Annotated in this window: 22 protein-coding genes and 1 riboswitch; of the genes, 9 read left to right on the top strand and 13 right to left on the bottom strand. The window is 71.8% G+C overall.

Going from position 1 to position 21,458, the window contains the following annotated elements; all coding sequences use genetic code 11:
- Nucleotides 1–306 precede the first annotated feature (306 nt).
- The gene (locus tag EIL87_RS11590) at nt 307–627 is read left to right on the top strand and encodes a hypothetical protein (protein ID WP_125090247.1); all 321 of its coding nucleotides are present in this window, start codon (nt 307–309) and stop codon (nt 625–627) included.
- Between the two features lie 880 nt (nt 628–1,507).
- Here EIL87_RS11590 and EIL87_RS11585 read toward each other — a convergent pair.
- The 5 genes from EIL87_RS11585 to EIL87_RS11565 all read right to left on the bottom strand — a co-directional run bounded on the left by EIL87_RS11585 (nt 1,508) and on the right by EIL87_RS11565 (nt 5,917).
- Nucleotides 1,508–1,936: an OsmC family protein gene (locus tag EIL87_RS11585; RefSeq protein ID WP_125090246.1), complete on the bottom strand. Its 429-nt coding sequence runs from the start codon at nt 1,934–1,936 to the stop codon at nt 1,508–1,510.
- Between the two features lie 113 nt (nt 1,937–2,049).
- Nucleotides 2,050–3,339 carry an ArsB/NhaD family transporter gene (locus EIL87_RS11580; RefSeq protein ID WP_125090440.1) on the bottom strand — a complete coding sequence of 430 codons (1,290 nt, stop codon included), beginning with the start codon at nt 3,337–3,339 and terminating at the stop codon, nt 2,050–2,052.
- A gap of 125 nt (nt 3,340–3,464) precedes the next feature.
- On the bottom strand, nt 3,465–3,764 hold the full coding sequence (locus tag EIL87_RS11575; RefSeq protein ID WP_148101516.1) for a hypothetical protein: 300 nt from the start codon (nt 3,762–3,764) through the stop codon (nt 3,465–3,467).
- A gap of 586 nt (nt 3,765–4,350) precedes the next feature.
- Complete coding sequence (locus EIL87_RS11570) at nt 4,351–4,713, bottom strand: hypothetical protein (protein WP_125090244.1); 363 nt, start codon at nt 4,711–4,713, stop codon at nt 4,351–4,353.
- Nucleotides 4,714–5,359: 646 nt separating this feature from the next.
- Nucleotides 5,360–5,917 carry a GNAT family N-acetyltransferase gene (locus EIL87_RS11565; RefSeq protein WP_233576187.1) on the bottom strand — a complete coding sequence of 186 codons (558 nt, stop codon included), beginning with the start codon at nt 5,915–5,917 and terminating at the stop codon, nt 5,360–5,362.
- A 98-nt stretch (nt 5,918–6,015) separates the two neighbouring features.
- A riboswitch (cobalamin riboswitch) is annotated at nt 6,016–6,190 on the top strand.
- Nucleotides 6,191–6,351: 161 nt separating this feature from the next.
- On the opposite strand from EIL87_RS11565, the gene EIL87_RS11560 reads away from it, so the two are divergent.
- From EIL87_RS11560 to EIL87_RS11525, 8 genes are all read left to right on the top strand, one after another.
- Nucleotides 6,352–7,185, top strand: a complete 834-nt coding sequence (locus EIL87_RS11560; protein ID WP_233576186.1) for a Rossmann-like domain-containing protein — start codon at nt 6,352–6,354, stop codon at nt 7,183–7,185.
- A complete protein-coding gene (locus EIL87_RS11555; protein ID WP_233576185.1) occupies nt 7,182–8,309 on the top strand; it encodes a PLP-dependent cysteine synthase family protein in 1,128 nt (375 codons plus the stop codon). Before EIL87_RS11560 ends, EIL87_RS11555 begins: the two co-directional genes overlap by 4 nt.
- Nucleotides 8,306–9,583, top strand: coding sequence for an MFS transporter (locus EIL87_RS11550; RefSeq protein ID WP_199740377.1), 1,278 nt, complete (start codon nt 8,306–8,308; stop codon nt 9,581–9,583). The genes EIL87_RS11555 and EIL87_RS11550 overlap by 4 nt, the downstream gene beginning before the upstream one ends.
- Complete coding sequence (locus tag EIL87_RS11545; RefSeq protein ID WP_125090243.1) at nt 9,580–11,121, top strand: ABC transporter substrate-binding protein; 1,542 nt, start codon at nt 9,580–9,582, stop codon at nt 11,119–11,121. The genes EIL87_RS11550 and EIL87_RS11545 overlap by 4 nt, the downstream gene beginning before the upstream one ends.
- Nucleotides 11,121–12,068, top strand: coding sequence for an ABC transporter permease (locus EIL87_RS11540; RefSeq protein ID WP_125090242.1), 948 nt, complete (start codon nt 11,121–11,123; stop codon nt 12,066–12,068). Before EIL87_RS11545 ends, EIL87_RS11540 begins: the two co-directional genes overlap by 1 nt.
- Nucleotides 12,068–12,871, top strand: coding sequence for an ABC transporter permease subunit (locus EIL87_RS11535; protein WP_125090241.1), 804 nt, complete (start codon nt 12,068–12,070; stop codon nt 12,869–12,871). The genes EIL87_RS11540 and EIL87_RS11535 overlap by 1 nt, the downstream gene beginning before the upstream one ends.
- Entirely contained in the window at nt 12,868–14,454 is a 1,587-nt protein-coding gene (locus EIL87_RS11530) for an ABC transporter ATP-binding protein (RefSeq protein ID WP_158628622.1), read from the top strand. Before EIL87_RS11535 ends, EIL87_RS11530 begins: the two co-directional genes overlap by 4 nt.
- 193 nt (nt 14,455–14,647) lie before the next feature.
- On the top strand, nt 14,648–15,094 hold the full coding sequence (locus EIL87_RS11525) for a hypothetical protein (protein ID WP_199740387.1): 447 nt from the start codon (nt 14,648–14,650) through the stop codon (nt 15,092–15,094).
- A 10-nt stretch (nt 15,095–15,104) separates the two neighbouring features.
- Here EIL87_RS11525 and EIL87_RS11520 read toward each other — a convergent pair whose 3' ends face one another.
- From EIL87_RS11520 to EIL87_RS11485, 8 genes are all read right to left on the bottom strand, one after another.
- Entirely contained in the window at nt 15,105–15,584 is a 480-nt protein-coding gene (locus EIL87_RS11520) for a hypothetical protein (protein ID WP_125090238.1), read from the bottom strand.
- Nucleotides 15,585–15,636: 52 nt separating this feature from the next.
- Entirely contained in the window at nt 15,637–16,131 is a 495-nt protein-coding gene (locus EIL87_RS11515; protein WP_125090237.1) for a hypothetical protein, read from the bottom strand.
- A 253-nt stretch (nt 16,132–16,384) separates the two neighbouring features.
- Nucleotides 16,385–17,395, bottom strand: coding sequence for a DUF5914 domain-containing protein (locus EIL87_RS11510; RefSeq protein ID WP_233576184.1), 1,011 nt, complete (start codon nt 17,393–17,395; stop codon nt 16,385–16,387).
- The gene (locus tag EIL87_RS11505; RefSeq protein ID WP_125090236.1) at nt 17,392–18,954 is read right to left on the bottom strand and encodes an FAD-dependent oxidoreductase; all 1,563 of its coding nucleotides are present in this window, start codon (nt 18,952–18,954) and stop codon (nt 17,392–17,394) included. Before EIL87_RS11505 ends, EIL87_RS11510 begins: the two co-directional genes overlap by 4 nt.
- The gene (locus tag EIL87_RS11500; RefSeq protein ID WP_125090235.1) at nt 18,944–19,690 is read right to left on the bottom strand and encodes a class I SAM-dependent methyltransferase; all 747 of its coding nucleotides are present in this window, start codon (nt 19,688–19,690) and stop codon (nt 18,944–18,946) included. The genes EIL87_RS11505 and EIL87_RS11500 overlap by 11 nt, the downstream gene beginning before the upstream one ends.
- Nucleotides 19,687–20,025 carry a lycopene cyclase domain-containing protein gene (locus EIL87_RS11495; RefSeq protein ID WP_125090234.1) on the bottom strand — a complete coding sequence of 113 codons (339 nt, stop codon included), beginning with the start codon at nt 20,023–20,025 and terminating at the stop codon, nt 19,687–19,689. The genes EIL87_RS11500 and EIL87_RS11495 overlap by 4 nt, the downstream gene beginning before the upstream one ends.
- Complete coding sequence (locus EIL87_RS11490; RefSeq protein WP_125090233.1) at nt 20,022–20,402, bottom strand: lycopene cyclase domain-containing protein; 381 nt, start codon at nt 20,400–20,402, stop codon at nt 20,022–20,024. The genes EIL87_RS11495 and EIL87_RS11490 overlap by 4 nt, the downstream gene beginning before the upstream one ends.
- A complete protein-coding gene (locus EIL87_RS11485; protein ID WP_125090232.1) occupies nt 20,399–21,370 on the bottom strand; it encodes a phytoene/squalene synthase family protein in 972 nt (323 codons plus the stop codon). Before EIL87_RS11485 ends, EIL87_RS11490 begins: the two co-directional genes overlap by 4 nt.
- Between the last annotated feature and the right edge of the window lie 88 nt (nt 21,371–21,458).

Here is a 21,458-nt window from a genome sequence, read left to right as displayed (position 1 = left end):
ACCGTGGAGGGGCCGCGTCGCTCTGGGCGCCCGCCATGACCCGGACCTCGCGATCGTGCGCCAGGGCGGACCACCCCAGGCCGCGGTGATGTCGAGCGCGACCGGTCGCCCCCCAGCATCGCCCGGCCTTTCATGGCCGTCCAATACCTGATCGCGACCCCATTCTTGATCCGAGGCGCAAAATTCGGACCGAGGTGCCCGAGGTGCCCGTTCCGCCGTGGGCGACGAGCCGATCAGCCACCGGGCCGGCGGACGCAGGGCACAAAAGCCCTGGAACGGCAAGATCAACAGCCGTAGAGTGCTCGCATGGTCATGCTGCGGACCGAGGTCACCATCGGTGACGAGGTGTGGGTGTTCGCCACGATGAGGATCGGGGCGGACCCGAACACCGGCAAGGACGAGTACGAAACGACGATCACCGAGCCCGGCTCGCGGGTGCCGAAGCCGGTCCGCCGCTGCCTGACGGGAGAACGGGCCTCCGAGGTCCACCAGATGTTCGTCGATCAGTTCGCCGCCACGGCGAACGGCAGCGCGGCCGTCAAGTCCTGGTCGCAGGGGAGCGGTTCAGACGTGCCCCCGCACCCGGAGGCCGGTGCTGATGACTCCTCGTGCCCCACGCGCAGCTGACACCCGATCGGCGCAGTGGTGACTCGCCAGTAACGGCGTAATCTCACCAACCCGGTTCGATCGACCGGAGGGGACGACTGGACCGGCTGCAAGGGGGGCGCACGGGGCGCTGGCGACGCACCCCGTGAGGCGGGCGCAGGCATCACGCCTACGCCCGCTCTCCCATGTCCGCCTCGGAGGTGCCGCCCAGGCCATCGGTTCGGACGGTCCCTCGCTGTCGACCGGCGAGGTTCACGGTCGAGAGGTTCGCCGAGATCGCGCGCTCGGGTACCGAACTGGCGCCGGAGAGCCGTCAGCCAGAACGAGTTTCGTGGCCACCCTGTGCCAGGAAGTGGCCCACTTGGTCGAGAGGAGCGGAACCGACCGCGCTACCGCTCCAGCACGGCACCTCGGTGGACTCCTACGTCGGGCGGGTGTCAGGGTCTTCTCCGGCACGATTTGGCCGGAGCGGCCGGTGCACGTCTCCGGGCACGGCATGGCCGAACGCGGGCACCTCGTCGCGAACCACGAGCACCGCCGCGGTGTCCCATCCCGGGCCGTCGTTCGCTGACCCTTGCGCCGGCGAACGACATCACGCGCGAGATGTTCTTCGTCCCGCTCACGACATGTCGCGCGAGATGTCGTTCTCGGTGGGAAGCAACGAGACCTGTCCGTCCCGCATCCACGCACCGCACCAGAACCAGCACTGCCCTGGAGAGGGGTGGGGGTGAAGCCGAGCCCTGCGGCCACCACCGCGGGTTCGAGGTGCGCGGGTTCGCGGTTGCTCGGTGGACCGCGGGAACCATGGTCGGCGCGCGGACGAGTGCTCCGCGGAGCCGCTCCGCGGGGCGCTCGACATGCGTCGAGGGCGCGAGGTGGTCGCGGGCTGCGCGGCTGGGCGTCACGACCCGAGTGACGCCGAGAGCGAGATGGTCGTCCCGGACAGCGCCTGGCTCACCGGGCAGTTGGCCTTGGCCTCCTCCGCGGCCTTGCGGAAGGACTCCTCGTCGGCACCGGGCACGTCGCCCTGCACCGAGAGGTGGATGCCGGTGATGCCCTCTCCCGGCTTGAAGGTGACCTCCGCGCGGGTGAGGAGCTTGGTGGGTGGCGTGCCGGCCTGGTTGAGGCCGTTGGAGAGCGCCATGGAGTAGCAGCTGGAGTGCGCGGCCGCGATGAGTTCCTCGGGACTGGTCTTGCCGTTCGGCTCCTCCGCTCGGGACGGCCAGGACACCGGGTACTGCCCGACCTCGGAGGAGTCCAGGGACACCGTGCCGGTTCCCTGCAGCAGGTTCCCCTCCCAGGTGGTGTGTGCGGTGCGCGTCGTGGTCATGCGGTTTCCTCCCTGGTCGAACGGTGGGCACGCGCCGAGCGGCGAGCGCCCTCCAGCATCGGACCGCGCTCGACCGTCCGCACGCCGAGGGCGCGGGCCGTGGGCGCGGCCCCTCAGAACGCGAAGTACCGCAGCCACACGTAGAGGGTGGACAGGGCGATGGTCACCGCGGTGACGACGAGGCCGTACTGGGTGAACTGCCAGAAGCTGATCGTGTAGCCGTTGCGGGCGGCCCAGCCGATGGCCACGACGTTGGCGCTGGCCCCGATCGCCGTGGTGTTGCCGCCGAGGTCCGCGCCGAGGGCCAGCGACCACCACAGCGCTTGGCTGGCCTCCGGGTCGGGCACGGTGGCCACGAGCTCTTCGACGATGGGGATCGTGGTGGCCACGAACGGGATCGTGTCGATCATGCCGCCGATCACGGCGGACCCGACCAGCAGACCGGTGGCGGCCACCAGGTAGTCGTCGCCGACCAGGCCGATCGCCGCGCGGCCGAGCGTGTCGATCACGCCGACGTTGACCAGACCACCGACCATGACGAACAGCCCCATGAAGAACACCAGGGTCGACCAGTCGACCTCCTGGAGGAACTCGGGCGCGGTGGTGCGCGAGACGAGCACCATGAGGCCGGCTCCGAGCAGACCCACGAAGGCGGGGTCGATGCCGATGGGGCCGTGCAGCACGAAGGCGAGCACGACGGCGCAGACGACGACCAGGCACCGTCGCAGGAGGCGGTGGTCGCGGATGCTCTCGTTGCCGTTGAGCTGCATGATCTCGGTCATGTGCTCCTCGGCGTCGAGGAAGGCTTCCCGGAACAGCACGCGGCACAGGCCGATGAACACCACGAGCAAGCCGACCGTGATCGGCGCGAGGTTGAACAGGAAGTCGGTGAACGTCAGCCCCGCCCTGCTGCCGATCATGATGTTGGGCGGGTCCCCGATCAGGGTCGCGGTGCCGCCGATGTTGGCCGCGAGGACCTCGGCGATCAGGAACGGCACCACGGGGAGCCGGAGCCGTTGGCAGACGGCGAGCGTCACCGGCGCGATGAGGAGCATGACCGTGACGCTGTCGAGGAACGCGGAGACGACGGCGGTCAGCAGCACGAGGATGACCATCAACCGGAACGACTTGCCCCGGCTGCGCTGCGCCGCCCAGATGGCGAGGTAGTCGAACACGCCCGTGTGCTTCAGGACGCTGACGGTGATCATCATCCCGAGCAGCAGGAAGATGACGTTCCAGTCGATCCCTGTCTTCTCGCTGAAGAAGGCGGAGTGGGCGTCCACGGCACCGAGCAGGACCATGACGGCGACGCCGCCGAGCGCCGCGGTGACCCGGTGGACCCGCTCGGTCGCGATCAGGCCGAACGAGATCAGGAACGTGACGATGGTCAGCGCTACTACCACGGTCACGCCCCCTCCGCCGACGAGCCCGCACCAGGACGGTGGGCGCAGGAGGAGGTGGCGGACCGGTGGCGAGGGGCGGCGGTGCCGGTGTCAGGTCCGTCCACTGGTCGGCACCGCCTTCCACGTCACGTCTTGCGAGCTCGTGTCCTTCGTCCGGGCGTCTTCGGCCCTTCGAGGCGGTGCACCGCGCTGAGGGCGAGGAGGGCTCCGCCTGCGATCATCAGTCCTTGTTCCAGCACGAGCCCGCCGAGGACGGCCGCGATCGCGATGACGATGACGGCCCAATCGGCGCCTCGCACCCCTCCGCCGCCGGAGTTCGCGTGCCTTCCTCGTCCGGTGGCGAAGTCAGCACCGGTTCCTCGTTGATGGGTGTGGCGCTCCATGACGGCTCCTTCCTGCCGACGATGAACACCGCTGCCGATCATCGAGGCTGGTCCAGCCTGTCGACGAAGGGTTCGAGCCCAGGATCGGACACAACGGTCTTTTCTGCCATCGGGGTGTGCACCCATCTTCCGAGGTCGCAGTGGTGTGGAGGTCGGTCTGCGGTGTGGTGTGGTGCGCGCACGGCGAGCCGGACCCGGGTGGCGGGGAAGAGGAGTCCGGAGTGTTCCGCCGTCGAGATCTGTTCTTCGCGGAAAACCCCGTGCGGGGGTGGGTTCGGCGCTGTCACTGCCCTGAACCGGTTGCTCAACTCGCGTGCGAACTACGGGGGGTGTGTTCTCCTCCCGGTCGTGATGGCGCCACTTCGTCCGAGGGCGAACTCGTCCTCCTTCCACCGCTGAGAAGACTCGCAGCGTCGCCGGTGCTTCGCGCCGAGGTCGAGCAGCTGTTCGACGTGATCGCCCGCCACGCGGGAGACGCCCCACCTCCGCCGGGGTGGGTGTTCGCACCCCTCTCGTCCCGGCCCGTGACCTGCGTCCGCGGAGGGGGTCAGGCGCGGACGAGTGGCGACCCCGCCGCCGCGGGGGATCTCGCGCGTTGCGGCGGGCCGAGCCTGACCCCGCGGTGACGTCAGTCCTGCTCGCGGGAGGTGGTGTCCTCGTGGATGTGCTGCGTCTCCTCCCAGTACTCACCCGCGTGCCGCATCGCTGAGGCGAGGACCGTGGTCACGCCCTCGAGGTCGTCGATCGCGCGGTCCAGGGCTTCGTGGGGGTGGTCGCGCAGTGCTTGCCGGTACAGGGCGTCCCGGTCCACCTGGTTGAGCTGGTGGGTCAACGCGTCGGCGAGGTGGTGCAGCGACCCCAGCACGCCGAGCATCGCCGCGCCGTACGGGGGCCAGTCCAGCTGGGTGAGATCGGTGCGGGCGCAGTTCCTCGCGGCGCGGTCGAGGGCGTCCCGGGCGGCGTACATGTCTTCGAGGGGATGTTGGGCCATGTCCCTCCTCTGCTGAAGTCGGGCCGGCGAGTCCCTCCACTGCGGAGGGGCGGCTCGGTGTTGCCGCTGCGCCCCACCCGTTGTCGAGCCGGACGAGCGGTGCTCGATCCTCGGGTGCCAAGAGGACCGGCCCAGGGTGAGTGCCCATTTTCTACAGCATCTGTGCAGGTCGTGCACCCGATCGGTGGAAGCGGAACGTGAACGCGTCCACCCCGTCACGCGCACCCCGCCTGCACCAGGGCCTGCGGGGCGTGCCCGCCGGCGGACCGCACCGGCACCCCGCCGTCGGAGCGAGCGGGAGGTGCCGTGCCCGGAAAGACCCGGGCCCGGCACCACTCACCGGCCCGCTCCGGTTCCGCCGGCAGGGTCGGTCTTGATCCTTCCTCCAGCCACGGGGCGCGAGCCGGGGAGATCAGCGGGCTACCTGCTCCGGCGTGACTGGAGGTTCCCGGATTCGCGGGTGCTCGTTCCCGCTGCGGGGCGGTTGGCCCGGACGGTCGCAGCTGCTGCCACCAACACACGTGGCCTCGGAGGGTGCGAGAGCGTCCTCACTCGCAGCGGTGTCACCACCGGGAGCCCGAGAGGCGCTGCCAAGGCGGGAGATCGCGACATCCACGGTGTGCCCACCCGCTTCGCCTCGTGCGGGTCAGGCTGCTCGCGGGACTGGGATCTCGAAGTGGATCGCAGGGCTGTAGGAGCCGTCGGCTCGAGCGTCGTAGACCTCCTCGGCCACGCTGCGCCAGAACGGCTCCGCGCCTTCGACCGCCGGGTTGGTGTGCAGGTAGATCGTGTCGTAGCACCCGGTCTCGCCGATGAACTCGCAGGACCGGTTGACGAGCGCGCGTGCCAGGCCGTTCCGCCGATGCCCGGCGTTGACGTAGGTGCGGAAGATCTGTGCGGTGCCGGGTCTCCCGTACCGCTCGGCGATCCACTCCGGGTGCGGCGGGCTCTGGGGTCCGCTGGCGCGGACGGCGGTGGTCCCGACCACCTCGTCGTCGAGCGCCGCGACGAACAGCGCCTGGCCGGGGGTGGTGAAGTAGGTGCGCTCGAGATCGATCACATCGGCGTGCCACGCGGGGACGTACCCGTGGCCCATGACCCGGTAGAAGGTGTCGAACATCAGCGTCCGGGCCTTCTCGACGTCGTCCAGGCGGGCACGCCTGACCTGGTAGTTCCCGATCTCGCAATGCTGCCCGTCGAGCATCCTCACCTCCACATGATCAGATGAACAGCCGCTCATTGTTGCGACTTCTGTGCAATAGATATCACTAGGCGATTGACCCGCTGTGGCTCGTGCTGCGATGTTGATCCGCGCAACCACGTGACGTCGTGCAGGAAGCCGGTGAAAATCCGGCACGGTCCCGCCACTGTGAGTGAGGAGCCGCCTTCGTTCGAGCCACTGCCGGGTTCCCGGTGGGAAGGCTGAAGGCGGCGTCGATCCACGAGTCAGGAGACTCGCGTCGTCACGCCGATTCGTACGGGGTCGCGGAGCCCCGGAGGAGGTGACCGGTGCACCCGGATCAGTGTGTCGGCGTGCCGAGAACGGCGCTGTCGAAGTCCCCCCGTGCCGCAGTCCACATCGCGTAGACCGAACTCGTTCCCGGTCATTCCCCTTGCGATGTGGAGAGAACTGTGCCTGTGAGCTCCCCTCACCCGCGCCAGCGCGCGCTCCCGGCGCTGGAACGGGTGACCACCGAACTGCGCCGTGCGAAGGAAGATTCCTTCACCGGTGCGCAGGTCGCGGTGGCCTTCCTGACGGTCCAAGCGGCACGGCACTCCAGCCGCCGCAACGGCTACGTGAACACGGTCTTGAGCGTGCGAGTGGGTTCGGCGGTGGGTTCCTGCGCCGCGGAGCCCGGCGAGCTGGACGACGAGCTCGTGCGTGAGATCGTCGGCGGCGACGTCGCGGCCCTGCTCGAACACCCCTCTGCCGCCGTGCGCGTGGCGGTGCTGGACGCGTACCTGGCGGACTCGGCGCCGCACGCGGGCCACCCGCGCTCGTCCACGGTGCGGGTGCCTGCGGGCACGTCGTTGGAGAAGTCGCTGGCGCGGGCGCGCGCCGTGGCGGATCTCGTGCTGGTGCCCCCGGGAGGTCGGGTCGCGGTGATCGGCGTCGTCAACTCGCTGCTGGCGGCGTTGCGCGAACGCGGGAGCAGTTGCGCGCCGTGCGACCTCAAAGGCGGCCTCACCGAGTGGGGCGAGACCGTCCTGACCGATCACCAGCAGGCGATCGACGGCGCCGACGCGGTGCTGGCGTCGGGAATGGTGCTGGGGAACGGCACCTTCGACGAGATCGCCGACGTGTGCCGAACGCGGGACCTGCCCCTGGTGGTGTTCGCCCAGACCGGAAGTGCCGTCTTCCGCGAGATGCTCGGCGAGGAGATCACGGCGCTGTCGGCCGAGCCCTACCCGTTCTTCTGGCTCAGCGGCGAGGACACCGCCATCCACCTCTACCGAGGAGGACCGGCGTGATCCCGCTGCAGCAGGGGCCCACGGGCATCGCGGGCGGCCGCAGGTGCGAGTCGCTGCTCGACCTCATCGGTGACACGCCGGTGCTGCGCGTGAGCACACCGCTTCCGCGGCGGCACCCGGGCTTCTGGGCGAAGTTGGAAGCGGTCGGTCCCGCGACCATGAAGGCCCGCGCGGCGCTGTCGATGCTGAGAGGCGCGCGAGAACGCGGCGAACTGCGCGACGGCGCAGCGGTGGTCGAGTCCAGCAGTGGAACCCTCGCCGTCGGACTGGCTTTCGTCGGTTCGGCGCTCGGGCACCCCGTGGTCGTCGTCGCCGACCGCGAGCTCGACGAGATGACCCGCAGGTTGTTGCGCGCCTACGGAGCGCGCGTGGAGCTCGTCTCCGAGCCGCACCCGGTCGGCGGGTGGCAACGAGCCCGGCTCGAGCGCGTGCACCAGCTGCTGGCCGACCTCCCCGGTGCGTACTGGCCGGACCAGTACAACAACCCGGACAACCCGGCGGGGTACCGGGAGATGGGCCGTGAGCTCGCCGAGCAGTTCGACGCGCTCGACGCCGTGGTCTGCAGCGTGGGCACCGGCGGCCACAGCGCCGGGATCGCCTCGGTGGTGCGCGAACGGTGGCCGGAAGTCCGGATCATCGGTGTGGATTCGCCGCGGTCCAGCGTGTTCGGCCACCAACCCGGACGCCGCCTGATGCGCGGCCTGGGCAGCAGCCTCCACCCGGACAACGTGGCCTACGAGCAGTTCGACGAAGTGCACTGGGTAGGCCCTGCGGAGGCGGCCGACGCTTGTCGGCGCTTGGCCGCGGGCAGCTTCGTCAGCGGCGGTTGGAGCACCGGAGCCACCGCGATGGTCGCGGCCTGGTGCGCGCGCGAGCTCGGGACCGACCGGGTGGCGGCGGTCTTCCCGGACGGCCCGGAGCGCTACTGGGAATCGGTGTACGACGACGAGTTCTGCCGCCGGCACGGCCTGACCGCCCGAGCCGTCGAGCCGGACACTGTGGACGATGTGCGAGCCACGGCGGGGAAGCGGTGGGCGCGGTGCCCGACCGTGCCGGACCCCTGCCGCCGACGGAGGACCGGGCAGCAGCACTGCCCGGTGTGCGAGGAGGACGCTGCGCTGTGACGAGCAAGGGTGCGTTCCTGCGGTTGTCCCCGGCCGCGCGGCTGCTGGTGGTGAACCAGTTCGGGATCAACGTGGGCTTCTACATGTTGCTGCCGTTCCTGGCCTCCTACATGAGCCACGACCTCGGCTACAGCGCCGCTGTCGTCGGACTCGTGCTCGGGGTCCGGAACCTGAGCCAGCAGGGCATGTTCCTGGTCGGCGGGACGGCCGCCGACCGGATCGGCTGCCGACCGATGATCATCCTCGGGTGCGCGCTGCGGGTGGTGGCGTTCGGCCTGTTCGGGTTCCTGACCTCGTTGCCGGGCCTGGTCGTGGCGGTGGTGCTGACCGGACTGGCCGGTGCGCTGTTCAACCCCGCGGTGCGGACCTACCTGGTGCACGAAGCGGGCGAGCACCGGGCCGAGGCGTTCTCGGTGTTCAACGTCTTCGCGCACGCCGGCACCCTGGTGGGGCCGCTGCTCGGCGCGCTGCTGCTGGCGATCGACTTCCAGGTGGTGGCGCTGGTGGCGTGCCTGGCGTTCGCCGTGCTGACGACCGCGCAACTGCTCGTGCTGCCGCACCGGGAGGTCGAACCGCAGCGCACCAGCGTTCTCGGGAGCTGGCGGGAGGTCGTCACCAACCGCCGGTTCCTGGCGTTCACGCTGTCGCTGTCGGCCTACTTCGGCCTCTACAACCAGCTCTACCTGACGATCCCGCTGGAAGCGCAGCGCGTGTCCGGCCTGTACTGGGCGATCGCGGTCGTCTTCGTGATCTCCACGGTGATCGGCGTGTTCGGCCAGCTGCGGATCACGAACTGGTGCCGTGCCCGCTGGTCGTCGGGACGGTCGGCGGCGATCGGGCTCGCCTGCATGGGGTTGTCGTTCGTCCCGCTGGTGGTGTGCGGCCCGCTGTTGCCCACCCGGGAGATCGGTGCCGGCGCGCCGGGCTCGGTCGTGCTGGTGATGCTGCCCGTGGTCGTGACGACCGCGCTGTTCACCGTCGGGCAGGCGATCACCAACCCGTTCGCGATGGAGCTGCTGCCGATCGTGGGCAGCGAGCGGCTCGCCGGGACCTACTACGGCTTCTACTACCTCGTGTCCAGCCTCGTCGCGGCCGCCGTGAGCTGGCTGGTGGGTGCACTGCTGGACGCCTTCCCGGCGCCGGAGGTGCGGTGGCTGCCGTGGATCGCCCTGTGCGCGGTCGGGATGGCCGGAGCGGCCGGCACGGCGCACATGCAACGACGCGGGTTGCTCACCCGGCGGGAGCACGCGGACGAGGAAGGGGCACGAGCATGACGGAACCCGGCAAGGGTCCTCTGTGGAATCGCCGACGCCTGCTGACCACGGCCGTGGGAGCCGCGGCCGCCCTGGCCTCGGCAGGGTGCGCGGGCGGCGGTGCCGCGGGCGGGGGTGACCGCCTCCGCGCGGCGTTCCCGACGACGGGGACCCGGGAGACCCTCGACCCGCACACCGGCTCGCTGTTCGTCGACCAGGCCCGGGCCAAGGCGTTGTTCGACACGCTGGTGGCCTACGGCGACGACATGAGCGTCGTGCCGCGGTTGGCCGAGTCCTGGGAACCGGACGGCACCGGCACGAGGTGGCTGGTCCGGTTGCGCCAGGCCCGTTTCCACGACGGCCGCCCGGTCACCGCCGAGGACGTGCTCTACAGCTTCCGCCGGATCGCCGACCCCGCCACCTCCGCGGCCGCGGCCAAGCAGTTCGCGGGCGTGGACTTCACCGCGAGCAGAGTTCGCTCACCCTCCGAACTCGAGATCGTCCTGCGCGCACCGAACTTCGAGTTCCCGTCCGCGTGGGGCGTGCCGGGGGCGGAGATCGTCCCGGCGGGGACCACGGACTTCCGCGCTCCGGTGGGGTCGGGCCCGTTCCGCTTCGCGGACTTCCGGCCCGGCGGCAGCGCGGTGTTCGCCCGGTTCGACGGGCACTGGTCCGGCGCTCCGACGCTGCCGGCACTGGAGTTCGTGCCGATCGACGAAGAACCGGCCCGCGTGGCGGCGCTGCTGTCCGGCCAGGTGCACTACGCACACGACATCGGTGCCAACGCGGCGCGGCGGCTCGAAGCCGACGGCCGGGCTCACCTGCTCTCCGCCCCGCGCAGCACCATGCAGGCGGTGGCGTTCAAGGTCGACCGCGCGCCGTTCCACGACCCTCGCGTGCTGGAGGCGGTGCTGCTGGGCGTGGACCGCCGAGCGCTCGTCGACGTCGCGCTCAGCGGCAAGGGCGACGTGGGTGACGACCTGTTCGGCAAGGGACTTCGCCACTACGCCCAGGACGTGGCGCCGAGGTCGCGCGACGTGGACCGGGCCCGGTCGCTGCTGCGCGACGCCGGTGCCGAAGGCGTGCGGTTCGACCTGCTGACCAGTGGTGCCGATCCGTACTTCGAGCCCGCGGCGACGCTGATCGCCGAGCAGCTCAGCGACATCGGCGTGACGGCGACGCCGCAGGTCCGCCCGTCGGAGACCTACTTCTCCGACATCAAGGAGCAGGGCGTGGCCGCCCACACCCGGACCGCGGCGCTGCCGGTGGCGACCTTCCTCGGCCAGCGGATGACCGCGGGAAGCGGGAGCAACAACTACACCCGCTTCCGGTCACCCGAGTTCGACGCGCTGTTCAGCACCGCGCTGGCCACCCCGGACGAAGCCGAGCGCGCTCGGTTGCTCGCCCGGGCGCAACACCTCGCGCACGACCGCAGCGGTCTGCTGGTGTGGGGCTTCAGCAACTGGAACGTGGCCGTTGCCGACGAGGTCCGCGGCCTGCGCGCCGCGACGCCGAACTCGTTGGACTGGGCGCGTTTCGACCGCGCCGTGCTGGGTTGATGCCGCGGTTCGCGGTTCGGCGCCTGGCCACCGGGTTCCTGCACGTCGTCGTCGTCGCGACCGCGGTGTTCGCGCTGACCTCGTGGCTGCCGGGTGATGCCGCGGTGGTCGTGCTCGGCGAGGACGCCTCCGACGGTCAGGTGGCGGCGTTGCGCGCCCAGCTCGGCGTGGACCGGCCGTGGGGCGATCGGTTCCTCGACTGGGCCGGTGGCCTGCTCCGGGGTGATCTCGGCACGTCGCTGCTGACCGGCGAGCCGGTGGCCGAGCAGCTCGGGCGGGAGCTGTCGAGCACCGCCGTGCTCACCGGGCTCGTGCTCGTGCTCGTGCTCCCGCTGTCCGCGGTGATCGGTGTGGTGAGCGGGATGCGGCCGGGTTCGCGCACCGACCGGTCGCTGAACGCGGTCGTCGTCGTGCTCACCGCGATCCCGGAGTTCGCCCTGGGCATGGTGCTGGTGGCCGTGCTGGCGCTGCACCTGGGCTGGTTGCCCGCCACAGCAGCGGGGTTGTCGGGCCTCTCGCTGGCCGACCAGCCGGCGGTGCTGGTCCTGCCGGTCACCGTGCTGGTGTGCAAGCAGCTGAGCGCGCTGGCGCGGCAGGTCCGGGTCGGTGTGGCGGGAGCCGTCGACGCCGGGTACGCGACGCACCTGCGGGTGCTCGGAGTGCCGGAACGCTCCGTGCTCCTGCGCCACGTGCTGCCGAACGCGCTCGCGCCCGCGGTGCAGCAGCTCGCCCGCACCGTGGACGGTCTGCTCGGCGGTGTGGTCGTGGTGGAGGCCCTGTTCGGGCTCACCGGGGTCGGAGCGGGCTTCGTCGACGCGGTCAAGACCCGTGACCTGCCCGTGGTGCAGGGTTACGCGCTGGTGTTCGTCGTGACGACCGTGCTGGTCAACACCGCTGCCGATGTCGCAGCACGCCGGCTGGTCCCGCAGCAGGAGGTGCTGGCGTGATGGCGGTGAACCCGGCGCGCGCGGTGATGGGGTGGCTCCTGCTCGCCACGCCCTTGGTGCTGGCCCTCGTCGGTCCGCTGGTCGCCGGGTCGACCCGCTCGCACGCCGGCCCGCTGCTGCCGCCGGACGCGGAGCACCCGCTGGGCACCGACGTGCTCGGCCGGGACGTGCTCGCCCTGGTGCTCACGGGTGGTCGCACGGTCGTGGTGCTCACCGGCGTGGCCCTGGTCCTGGCCTACGCGGTGGGTGTCCCGCTCGCGCTGCTCATGGCCGCGCAGACGCGGCGGTGGCTGGACGCGGTGCTGCTGCACGGGCTGGACGTGCTGCTCGCGCTGCCCGGGTTGCTGGTGCTGCTCGTGCTCGCGGCGACCGGGAGGAGCAGCGCGGTCACGCTGGTGGTGGCCGTGGCTGTGCTGCAGCTGCCCGCGGTCGTGCGGCTGGCGCGCAGCGCAGCGCTGGCGCCGGGATGTCGCGCGAGCGTGGAAACCATGGTCCTGCAAGGGGAGACGTGGTGGCGGACCCACCTGGTGCACACCGGACGCGCGGTCCTCGGGCCCGTCGCGGTGGACGCGGGTAGCCGGTTGGTGCTGGTGCTGCAGCTGATGGCCTCGGCGAACTTCCTCGGCCTGGGACTGGCGGCCTCGGCCAGCGATTGGGCGGTCCTGGTGGAACGCAACCGCGAGGCGCTGTTCCTGCAACCGCCGGCCGTGGTCGTGCCGACGTTGCTGCTGGTCGCGCTGTGCACCGGCGCCAACCTCGTGGTCGACCGCACGGCAGCGCGACGAAGCGGAGGCACGGCGTGAGCGAACCGGTCCTGAGCACTCGCGGGCTCCGCGCCACCGCGGGCGAGCACCAGCTGCTGGACGGGATCGACCTGGACCTGGCACCGGGGTCGGTGCTCGCCGTCCTCGGCCGCTCGGGCAGCGGCAAGACCACCCTGGGACGCGCGCTGCTGGGCGAATCCTCGCCCGGCACCACGCTTTCCGGGAGCGTCGTGCTGCGGGGAACCGACCTGCTGACGTGCAGCGAGCCGCAACGCCGGCGGGCCCGCGCGGGCACCATCGCGGTGCTGCCGCAGCACCCAGCCGCCGCGCTCAACCCGATGCGGCGCACGGGCTCCGTGCTGCGGGAACTCGCGGCGCTGCGCCACGCGGACCGGTCCGCACGCGAGCAGGCGGTCCGGCACGCCCTGGTCTCGGCCCAGTTGGATCCGGAACCCGGACTGCTGCGCCGCTTCCCGCACCAGCTCTCGGGAGGACAGCAGCAGCGACTCCTGCTCGCACAGGCCTTGATCACCCGGCCGAGCGTCATCGTCCTCGACGAACCCACCACCGGCGCTGACACCATCACCACGTCCGACACCGCCGACGTGCTGGCGTCCCTGGCCGCCGGCGGAACGGCATTGGTGCTGCTCACCCACGACCTGCCGCTGGCCCGGAAGCTGGCCCACCAGGCGCTCGTGCTGCACGACGGCCACGCCGTGGAGCACGGGGAGGGAACGCGCCCGCTGCGCACCCCCGTCCACGAGCACACCCGAGAACTCCTCGCAGCGCAGGCGGACCTGACCACCCGGGCCGGAACACCGCCCGTCAGGCCGGAACCCGTGCTGCGGGCCGACGGCCTCGGTCACCGCGCACGGGACGGATCGGTGCTGCTGAGCGACGTGGACATGACGGTGCCCTCCGGCTGGTGCGCGGCGATCGTGGGACGCTCCGGGGCGGGCAAGACCACGTTGGCCCGCTGCGTGGCCGGGCTGACCCGCCCGCACACCGGACGAGTGCTGCTCGGCGAGACCGCGCTGGCACCGACCGCGCGTCGACGACCTCGTGAGCACCGCCGCCACGTGCAGTACGTCCACCAGGACACCCGCGCCACCTTCGACCCGCGCACGCCGGTGGTCCGGCAGGTCGCCCGCACCGCCGAACTCCTGCGCGGGATTCCCGCACCGCGAGCGCGATCCGAGGCCGAGGAGGTGCTGGCCACGCTCGGCCTCGACCCGGCGTGCACCGGGCGGCGGCCTGCCGGGCTCTCCGGCGGCCAGCTCCAGCGCGCGGCGCTGGCCCGGGCGTTGCTGGCCCGCCCCTCGGTGCTCATCTGCGACGAGATCACCTCGTCGCTGGACGTGGTCAACCAGTCCGAGCTGGTCCGGGCGCTGGCCACAGCCCGATCGCGCTGGGGCACCAGCACGGTGCTGATCAGCCACGACTTCACGGCGGTGGCCGCGCTCGCCGACGAGGTGCACGTGATGCACGGTGGCCGCCTCGTCGAGTCCGCGGCACCTCACCAGCTGTTCGAGGCGCCGCGGACCGAGCCCGCCGTCGCGCTGGTCTCGGCCGCGCGCCAGCACGAGGACCGAGCCGTGGAGAGGTCGAGCGGGGCTGGGTGAAGCGGCCGCAGATTGCGGTCTCCAGGCAGGTGTGAGGGACTGCTGTGGTGGAGCTGGGGGCTCCTCGAGAGGGGGTGCGAGCGTGAGTTCGAGGAGAGCAGGACGACGGTCGGGCCGGCAGGAGACCGCCGCGCGGGTCTGCCGGCGGGGTGCCGTGCACGGCCTGGCGGCGGGGGCCGTCGGGGTCGCAGTGATGACGCTCAGCGAGAAGCTCGAACAGCGTCTCACCGGTCGCCCGAACTCCCACGTGCCGGGCGCGACGATGGCGGCGCTGCTGGGGATGTCGCGCGAACCGCCCGGGATGAACCACCTGATGCACTTCGGCCAGGCCGTGCTGCTCGGGAGCCTGCGCGGCGTGATGGCTCACGCGGGGCTGCGGGGGCCGTGGTCGTCCGCCATGTTCGCGGTGGTGCGCTTGACCAACGACCAGACCTGGGAGAACGCCACCGGAGTCGGCGCTCCACCGTGGACCTGGCCGCGCGACGAGCTCGTCGTCGACCTGGTCCACAAGGTGGTGTACGCGCTGGCGACCGGCGTGGTGGCGGACCGGCTCGCGGCCCGCGAGGGCCCCGGACCGGGCCAGCGGCACGCGCAACGCCTGCCCGGACGTCACGCCCACGTCGGACCGCCCCGGCGCTGAACCAGGCCCGTCAGCAGTGGCGCCGACCCCGGGAGCAGAGCTCGTAGCTCGCGGCGGTGGCCACCCCGAAGGCCAGGTGCGGCACGAGGTCGGACAGCCACGACGACGCCGACCACGTGCGCGGATCGGTCACGCCCAGCGCGGTCATCGGCGCCACGCTGCCCGCGTTGGCGACCGCCGCCGTGGCCAACGCCAGCGCCGGGAGCGGGATCCCGGGGAAGCGCTCGCGCAGCACGGCGTGGACCAGCCCGGAGCCCAGTCCGGTGGCGATGCCCAGCAGGGCACCGACACCGGAGCGGCGGTTGTCGGCACCTCCCGACGTGCCTCCGTCCGGCATGGAGGTGCCGATGAGCTCTTCGGTGCGGCGCACCGTCTCGTCCGGAGTGGTGCTGGCGGGCCGGGCCCGCAGCACCATGTCGAGGTAGGTGACCGCGTTGAGCGCGGTGGTTCCCGCCGCGCCGGCCACCAGCCCCCTCACCAGGTGCACCATGGGATCTCCTCTCGAGGTCGCGCGTCGGGTCGTCCTCCGGCGGCGAGGCCGGTCATCTCATCTTCGCGAGGTGCCGCGCGCGAGCGTGGTGCAGGTCTTCCAGCACCTGCACCTGCGCTTGGGCGCGGGCGAGTAACTCGCGGAGCAGCGGCGGGTCCAGCTCGGCGATGTGGTCGGACATCGCCAGCAGGGTGCGCCAGCAGGAGGCCTTCCCGTGGACTCCCAGGTGGAGCGCTTCGAGTTCGACGAGCGGGCTCAGCGGGGACCTCCGGACGATCCTCCCGTTGGTCTTCAGCTGACCCAGCCGCTCGGCGACCCGTGCGGCCAGCACCTTGTAGCGGGCCGGCTGCACGTCGAGCGCGCGCATGATCCGCAAGAGCGTCCGCCGGTCTTCGTCGATCTCCTCGGCGAGCGCCCACAACTTCTCGCTGCGGTGGGATTGCGCCGAGCGCTGCGCCAGGCCGACGCCGCCCATCGCGCCGGCGAGGTGGTCGTTGAGGTAGATGGCCAGGAATCGCCGCGGTGTGCTGGCTTGTCGTCGTCGCATGGCGCTCCCGCTGCTGCCGCTCCGGTTCCGGGACGAGCTCGGAGGTGCGGTCTCCGCCGAGCAGTCGAACCGCTGTGCGCTCGCCGGGGAGCCCCAGGCGGTTCCCGCGAGAACTACCCGGTGCGGAGGTCGCGAAAACGTCACCGACCCGGTGGCGCCGACACCGCACGGGAACGCGAAAGTCGCCCGCACGAGCCGGATTCGATCGTGTGCCGGCCGAGCGCGCGTTCGAGAGCCGTGCAGCGGAGCGGCGTCACCTGTTCCGCAGTGCGTAGCGCCTCTCGGCGTAAGCCAGGTCGTCGCGCCACAACCGCGCCGCCGTGCGCCTGATGAGCGGGCGCAACGCGGTCGCCGCCCGCCGGGCGAGCGCGAACCCGGGACGCGAGGAGTCGGCCACGACCGCCTCGATGACCGCGGACCGGAACCGGCCGTCGGCCGCGCGGCCGAGCGGGGTGGCGTGGGTCTCCACCACGCTGCCCGTCCCCTCACCCTCGACGATGCGCATGACCACGGTCCTGGGCTCCGGGCAGACGAACTCCGCGCGCACCGGAACGCCGATCCGTCCTGCGACCCGGAAGGTCACCTCCACCAGGAACCGGTCCTCCGCTTGGTCGTCGAGGACCGCCGGGGGAGCGCTGAGCACCTTCAACCGGGTGAACGAGTAGGGGTGGAACCAGGAGCCGTGCCAGGGGTCGAGCCGGTTGGCGATGATGTCCGACGGTTCGCAGACGCCGACCATCGACGCCACGGCCGAGATGCCGGTGGTGGCGGGAGGCCGCTCGGGCACGACGGGTTCGTCCAACGGCTCCTCGCTCCCGATCCGGTCCAGCCGCACCCACGCGAGGACCCCGTCGTCGTGGCACGGCACCGGTTTCCAGCCCCGCCCAGCGCCCGGGCCCACCCGCATCCCGTGCCACCGGCAGACCAGCGCGTCGCAGTCCACCGCGGCCTCGCTCAACGGTGCGCCGAGGTGCGGGCAGCTGCCCGGGCCGACGTGCAGCCCACCCCGCGAGTCGCGCCAGGCGACCAGTTCCGTCCCGGCGGCCCGGAAACCGCGCGGGCGTGCACTCGTGACGTCCCTGCTGGCGGCGAAGACGTACCAGTTGCCGGACGGTCGGGCCTCGGCGCGCTTGAGCGCGGCGTCGATGATGGCCGGCTCGGCTTCCCGGTAGGTCGGTTCCTGTTCGGCCCAGTCGCTCTCCACGACCGGCTGCAGGGGCCAGCGCTGCGGCCAGTGCCGGTCCAGTGCTCCCCACGTCTTCACGCAGCACCCTCCTCCACACGTGCGGTGAGCCGGCGCAGCACGGCCGATCGTCCTGCGGTCGGCACCGAGAACAGGTCGTGGCCGGGCAGGCCCCACCTCGCGAGCAAGCGGTTCGCGGCGTACCACCCGGTGGTCGCCGCACGTTCCATCAACGCCACCGGCAGGTCGATCCGGATGCCGTCACCGGCCAGCACCAGGCCCGGGTGCGGTGTGGCCACGCTCGGGCGCCGGGCGAAGTCGCCCAGGCCGAACAGCGGGCAGTCCTGGCGCCAGAGGAAGGATTCGGCGACCACACCGGCTCGCCCCGTCTCCGGGTAGATCTCGTGCAAGCGGTGCAGCAGTGCGCGGCGGAGCCGGTCGGTGTGCGTCCGCTGGTCGGCGTCCGCGGCCACCGCGTAGGCGTGCAGCTCGACGACCGACCCTCCGTGGCGGGCCGCCCAGTCCTGCGCGTCGCGGTCGTAGCGGTCGAGCACGCTGATGTTGTCCAACGGCGGGCGACCGGCCGTACCCAGGAACGCGGGACGTTCGGCGGCCACGGGCGTGTCGAGCCAGAGCCGCTGGACGAAGAACGGTGGCGCGGTGCGCAGGCTCCGCACCGCGTCGGTCCACTGCGGCGCGTGCAGCGTCGGGGAGGCCTCGACGATCGAGCGCAGCCCGGTGACGTCGGTGGCCAGCACGACCCCGTCGGCCTCGTCGGTGCGACCCGCGTCGTCGTGCACCCGGAACGGCCGTTCGGCGTCGACGAGGTCGATGCGCTGGACGGTGGTGCCGGTGCGGAAGTCGGTGCCGCGAGCGGTCAAGTACTTCTGCAGCGGAGTCCACAGGCTCCGGTCGAACCCGGCGTCGGGGACGTCGAAGAGCAGTCCCTCGCTGGATCCGAGGAAGTAGATGTGGAACATCGTGGCCAGTTCCGCGGCCGACATCTGCGACGGGGGCGCGAAGAAGCTGCGGGAGAACACCTCGAAGGCCAGGTGGCGGGCGGCGGGCGGGAAGTTGATGGAGTGCAGGAAGCTCTCGGCGTCGACGTGGTCCAGCCGCTCGTAGACCTTCGGCACGCCGACGTCACCCAGCGGTGCCGCCGCGCGGGGGTTCAGTCGCACCAGGTCCCGCAGGCGGAAGGTCGGGCTCTGCAGCGCGAAGGCGACCGCGTTCCACGGCGGTGTGCGGGGCAACCCGCGGAAGCTGTCCACCCGCCCCTGCGGGTCCAGCAGCGGGTAGTCGTCCAACGCCACCAACCGCTCCAAACCCGGGTCGGTGCGTTGGAACAGCCGGCGGAGGTTGTAGTACTGCCGGAAGAAGGCGTGGAACCCGCGGCTCATCGCGACTTCCTCGCCGTCGGCGAGCCGTTCGGTCCAGCCGCCGACCCTGCCGCCGAGGTGCGGTTCCCGCTCGATGAGCTGGACCTCCGCGCCGCGCTCGGCGAGCCCGGTCGCGGCGCTCAGCCCCGCGATCCCGCCGCCGACGACGACCACCCGCCGACCGCCCGGCGCCGCCGCCGCAGGTGCGCGGTGCGCCCGGTGCCGGACGATCTTGCGGTCGGAACCGATCTCAACGCCCATCGTGACCCCGACCCGTTCCCGCCGGTCGTTCGGCGACGAAGGTGTGCACCACGTTGCGCTGCCAACCCGTCATCGTCGCGGTGCGGACCCCGACGAAGCCGGCTTCGCCGAGCCGGCGGCAGAACCGGCCCACCCCGTCGAACTCCAGGACGCTGCGGCGCAGGTAGCGGAAGAGCGTGGCGTCTCCCGTGGTGACGAACCCGGCGGGGATGATCACGCCGGAGCACACCGCGTTCCACATCGCGCGCGCCACCGTCGAATCGCGCACGGAGTACTCGTGGACACCGAGCACTCCGCCCGGGTTGAGCAGGTCCAGGAACGCGCGCAGCTGCGCAGCCGGGTCGGCCAGGTTGCGGACCAGGTACGCGGCGAAGATCCCGTCGAACGGTCCGAGCCCCTCCGTCGATGATTCGACGGGCGCGTGCACGAACCGCACCGACGCCGGCCAGCTCTTGCGCCGCGCGCGGACGAGCATCTCCGCGGAGGCGTCCAGCGCCACGATCTCGGCGTGCGGGTAGACCGCTGCCAGCGCCGCCGTGGAGGCACCGGTCCCGCACCCGGCGTCGAGCAGCCGCAACCCCGAACCGCCTGCGGGCAGACCCATCCGGCGCGCCGAGCAGCGCAGGTGGCGGTGGTAGCCGGGGTTGGCCGCGACGAGCCGGTCGTAGGCGCTCGCCGCGCCGTCGAAGGCCGCGGGCACCTCCGGGCCGGCCGGACCGATCGCGTCGGGCTTCACCGCGCACCTCCCTCACGCACTGCGGGCGTGGCGCGACGCTGGTGCTCCCAGAGCAGCAGCACCGCGGTCACCAGCGAGAACCCGAACAGGAAGTCCTCCACCGGGATGTCCCACGGGAACCGCAGACCGGTGATGTGCTCCGCGGAGTACAGCACCACGGGCTCGTCGAGCCTCGTGAGCAGGCCGTCGACCGGGATCTGGAAACCCAGCACGATCAGCACGGTCACCCAGTAGCTCGGTCTGCCGAGCAGACCGGTGCGCAGCACCAGCGACTCCCACAGCAGCACGACGAGCACCGACAGCAGCGCGGGCACGGTGTAGCCGAGGCCGATCACGAAGCACGCTCCTTCCGGACGCGAGGGCGACCCGCCCGGCGCGAGGCGGCCAGCAGCGCCTCGACGCTGCCGAAGGTCAACAGCGCGCACAGCGGAACGACCACGAAGAACAGCACTTCCTCGACCGGCAGGCCAGGGGTTCCCAGACCGGAGACGTGACGCGGGTTCACCCACCACACGCCGTTCGCGATGGCCACCGCGTCCCACACCAGGAACACCGCCGCGACCGGCAGCACGGCCTTCATCGCGCGCAGCGGTCTGCGGTAGACCTTGCCGCCGAAGAACTCCAGCGGTGCGGTGATCGCCACGCACCCGGCGAGGACGAGCAGGTACCGGAGCTGATCGGTCGCCGTGGCCGGGTCCGCCGACGCGCTCATGCGATCTCCCTCCGCTCGTGACCGGCGCGCGGTGCGCGGCTGGTGCGGCGGGCCAGCGCCGAGCGGGTCAAGCCCGACGTCGCCACGCGGATCCGGTGCCAGCGGCCCACCGTCGCGCGGACCCGGAAGACGGCGAAGTCCTCGGCTTCGATGCAGTCCAGGATCCGGGAGTAGAGGGTGAACGCCGTCTCGACGCAGGGACGGGACACCGGCTCCAGCAGGGCGATTCCCGCCCGTGCGTAGCGGTAGACCTCCCGGGTGGTGGCGTGCTGCTCGACGAGCGCGCGACGCACCCGGGGATCGGTGCGCCGGTGCCGCCGGCACCAGGTGAGCAGCTCCCGGTCCACGCCGTGCGCGGCCAGTTCGTCGGCGGGGAGGTAGACGCGGTCGCGGTCGAGGTCTTCGGCGACGTCCCGCAGGAAGTTGGTCAGCTGAAACGCCTTGCCCAGCGCCGCTGCCCGCGGCGCCGCTCGCTCGGGCGGGCACGTGGTGCCCAACACGGGGAGCAGTTGGAGGCCGATGGCTTCCGCCGAGCCGCGCATGTACCGGTTCAGGGCCGCGCGGTCCGGGTAGTCGGTCACCGTCAGGTCCATGCGCATCGATTCCAGGAAGTCCTCGAACAGCGCCCGGTCCAGCCCGTACCGCGCGACGGTGTGCACGGTGGCGGCGAGCAGGTCGTCGTCGCTGCCGCCCTGGTCGAGCCCGCTCAGCAGCGCGCGGCGCAGCTCCGCCAGCGCGAGCTTGCGATCACCGGTGGAGTCCGGCGGCTGGGGTTCGTCGACGATGTCGTCGGCGTGGCGCGCGAACCCGTAGAGCGCGTGCACCGCCGGCCGTCGTTCCCGGGGGAGCAACCGGGTGGCCAAGAAGTAGGTCTTCCCGTGCTGCGCGTTGAGCGTGCGGCACCGCTGGTACGCCTGCCGGAGCCGCGGATCGGTGATTCCGGCGGCGTCGAGTTCAGAATCCCTCACGGGTGCTTCCCCACAGCTCGCATCGAGCCGCGCTCCCACGACGAGCGCGGCGGCCCACTGCTGCAACGCGGTCCGCGGCCAGGCCCCC

This window comes from Saccharopolyspora rhizosphaerae, assembly GCF_003931915.1.
Lineage (GTDB): Bacteria > Actinomycetota > Actinomycetes > Mycobacteriales > Pseudonocardiaceae > Saccharopolyspora > Saccharopolyspora rhizosphaerae.
The sequence above is the reverse complement of the archived record's forward strand: the minus strand, read 5'-3'. Positions and strand labels throughout refer to the sequence as shown.

What these genes read in the sequence shown, in the direction of transcription:
- EIL87_RS11590 (WP_125090247.1), top strand. Translation starts at nt 307, where the DNA reads ATGGTCATGCTGCGGACCGAGGTCACCATCGGTGACGAGGTGTGGGTG.
- EIL87_RS11585 (WP_125090246.1), bottom strand. Translation starts at nt 1,936, where the DNA reads ATGACCACGACGCGCACCGCACACACCACCTGGGAGGGGAACCTGCTG.
- EIL87_RS11575 (WP_148101516.1), bottom strand. Translation starts at nt 3,764, where the DNA reads ATGATCGGCAGCGGTGTTCATCGTCGGCAGGAAGGAGCCGTCATGGAG.
- EIL87_RS11570 (WP_125090244.1), bottom strand. Translation starts at nt 4,713, where the DNA reads ATGGCCCAACATCCCCTCGAAGACATGTACGCCGCCCGGGACGCCCTC.
- EIL87_RS11565 (WP_233576187.1), bottom strand. Translation starts at nt 5,917, where the DNA reads ATGCTCGACGGGCAGCATTGCGAGATCGGGAACTACCAGGTCAGGCGT.
- EIL87_RS11545 (WP_125090243.1), top strand. Translation starts at nt 9,580, where the DNA reads ATGACGGAACCCGGCAAGGGTCCTCTGTGGAATCGCCGACGCCTGCTG.
- EIL87_RS11540 (WP_125090242.1), top strand. Translation starts at nt 11,121, where the DNA reads ATGCCGCGGTTCGCGGTTCGGCGCCTGGCCACCGGGTTCCTGCACGTC.
- EIL87_RS11535 (WP_125090241.1), top strand. Translation starts at nt 12,068, where the DNA reads ATGGCGGTGAACCCGGCGCGCGCGGTGATGGGGTGGCTCCTGCTCGCC.
- EIL87_RS11525 (WP_199740387.1), top strand. Translation starts at nt 14,648, where the DNA reads ATGACGCTCAGCGAGAAGCTCGAACAGCGTCTCACCGGTCGCCCGAAC.
- EIL87_RS11520 (WP_125090238.1), bottom strand. Translation starts at nt 15,584, where the DNA reads ATGGTGCACCTGGTGAGGGGGCTGGTGGCCGGCGCGGCGGGAACCACC.
- EIL87_RS11515 (WP_125090237.1), bottom strand. Translation starts at nt 16,131, where the DNA reads ATGCGACGACGACAAGCCAGCACACCGCGGCGATTCCTGGCCATCTAC.
- EIL87_RS11505 (WP_125090236.1), bottom strand. Translation starts at nt 18,954, where the DNA reads ATGGGCGTTGAGATCGGTTCCGACCGCAAGATCGTCCGGCACCGGGCG.
- EIL87_RS11490 (WP_125090233.1), bottom strand. Translation starts at nt 20,402, where the DNA reads ATGAGCGCGTCGGCGGACCCGGCCACGGCGACCGATCAGCTCCGGTAC.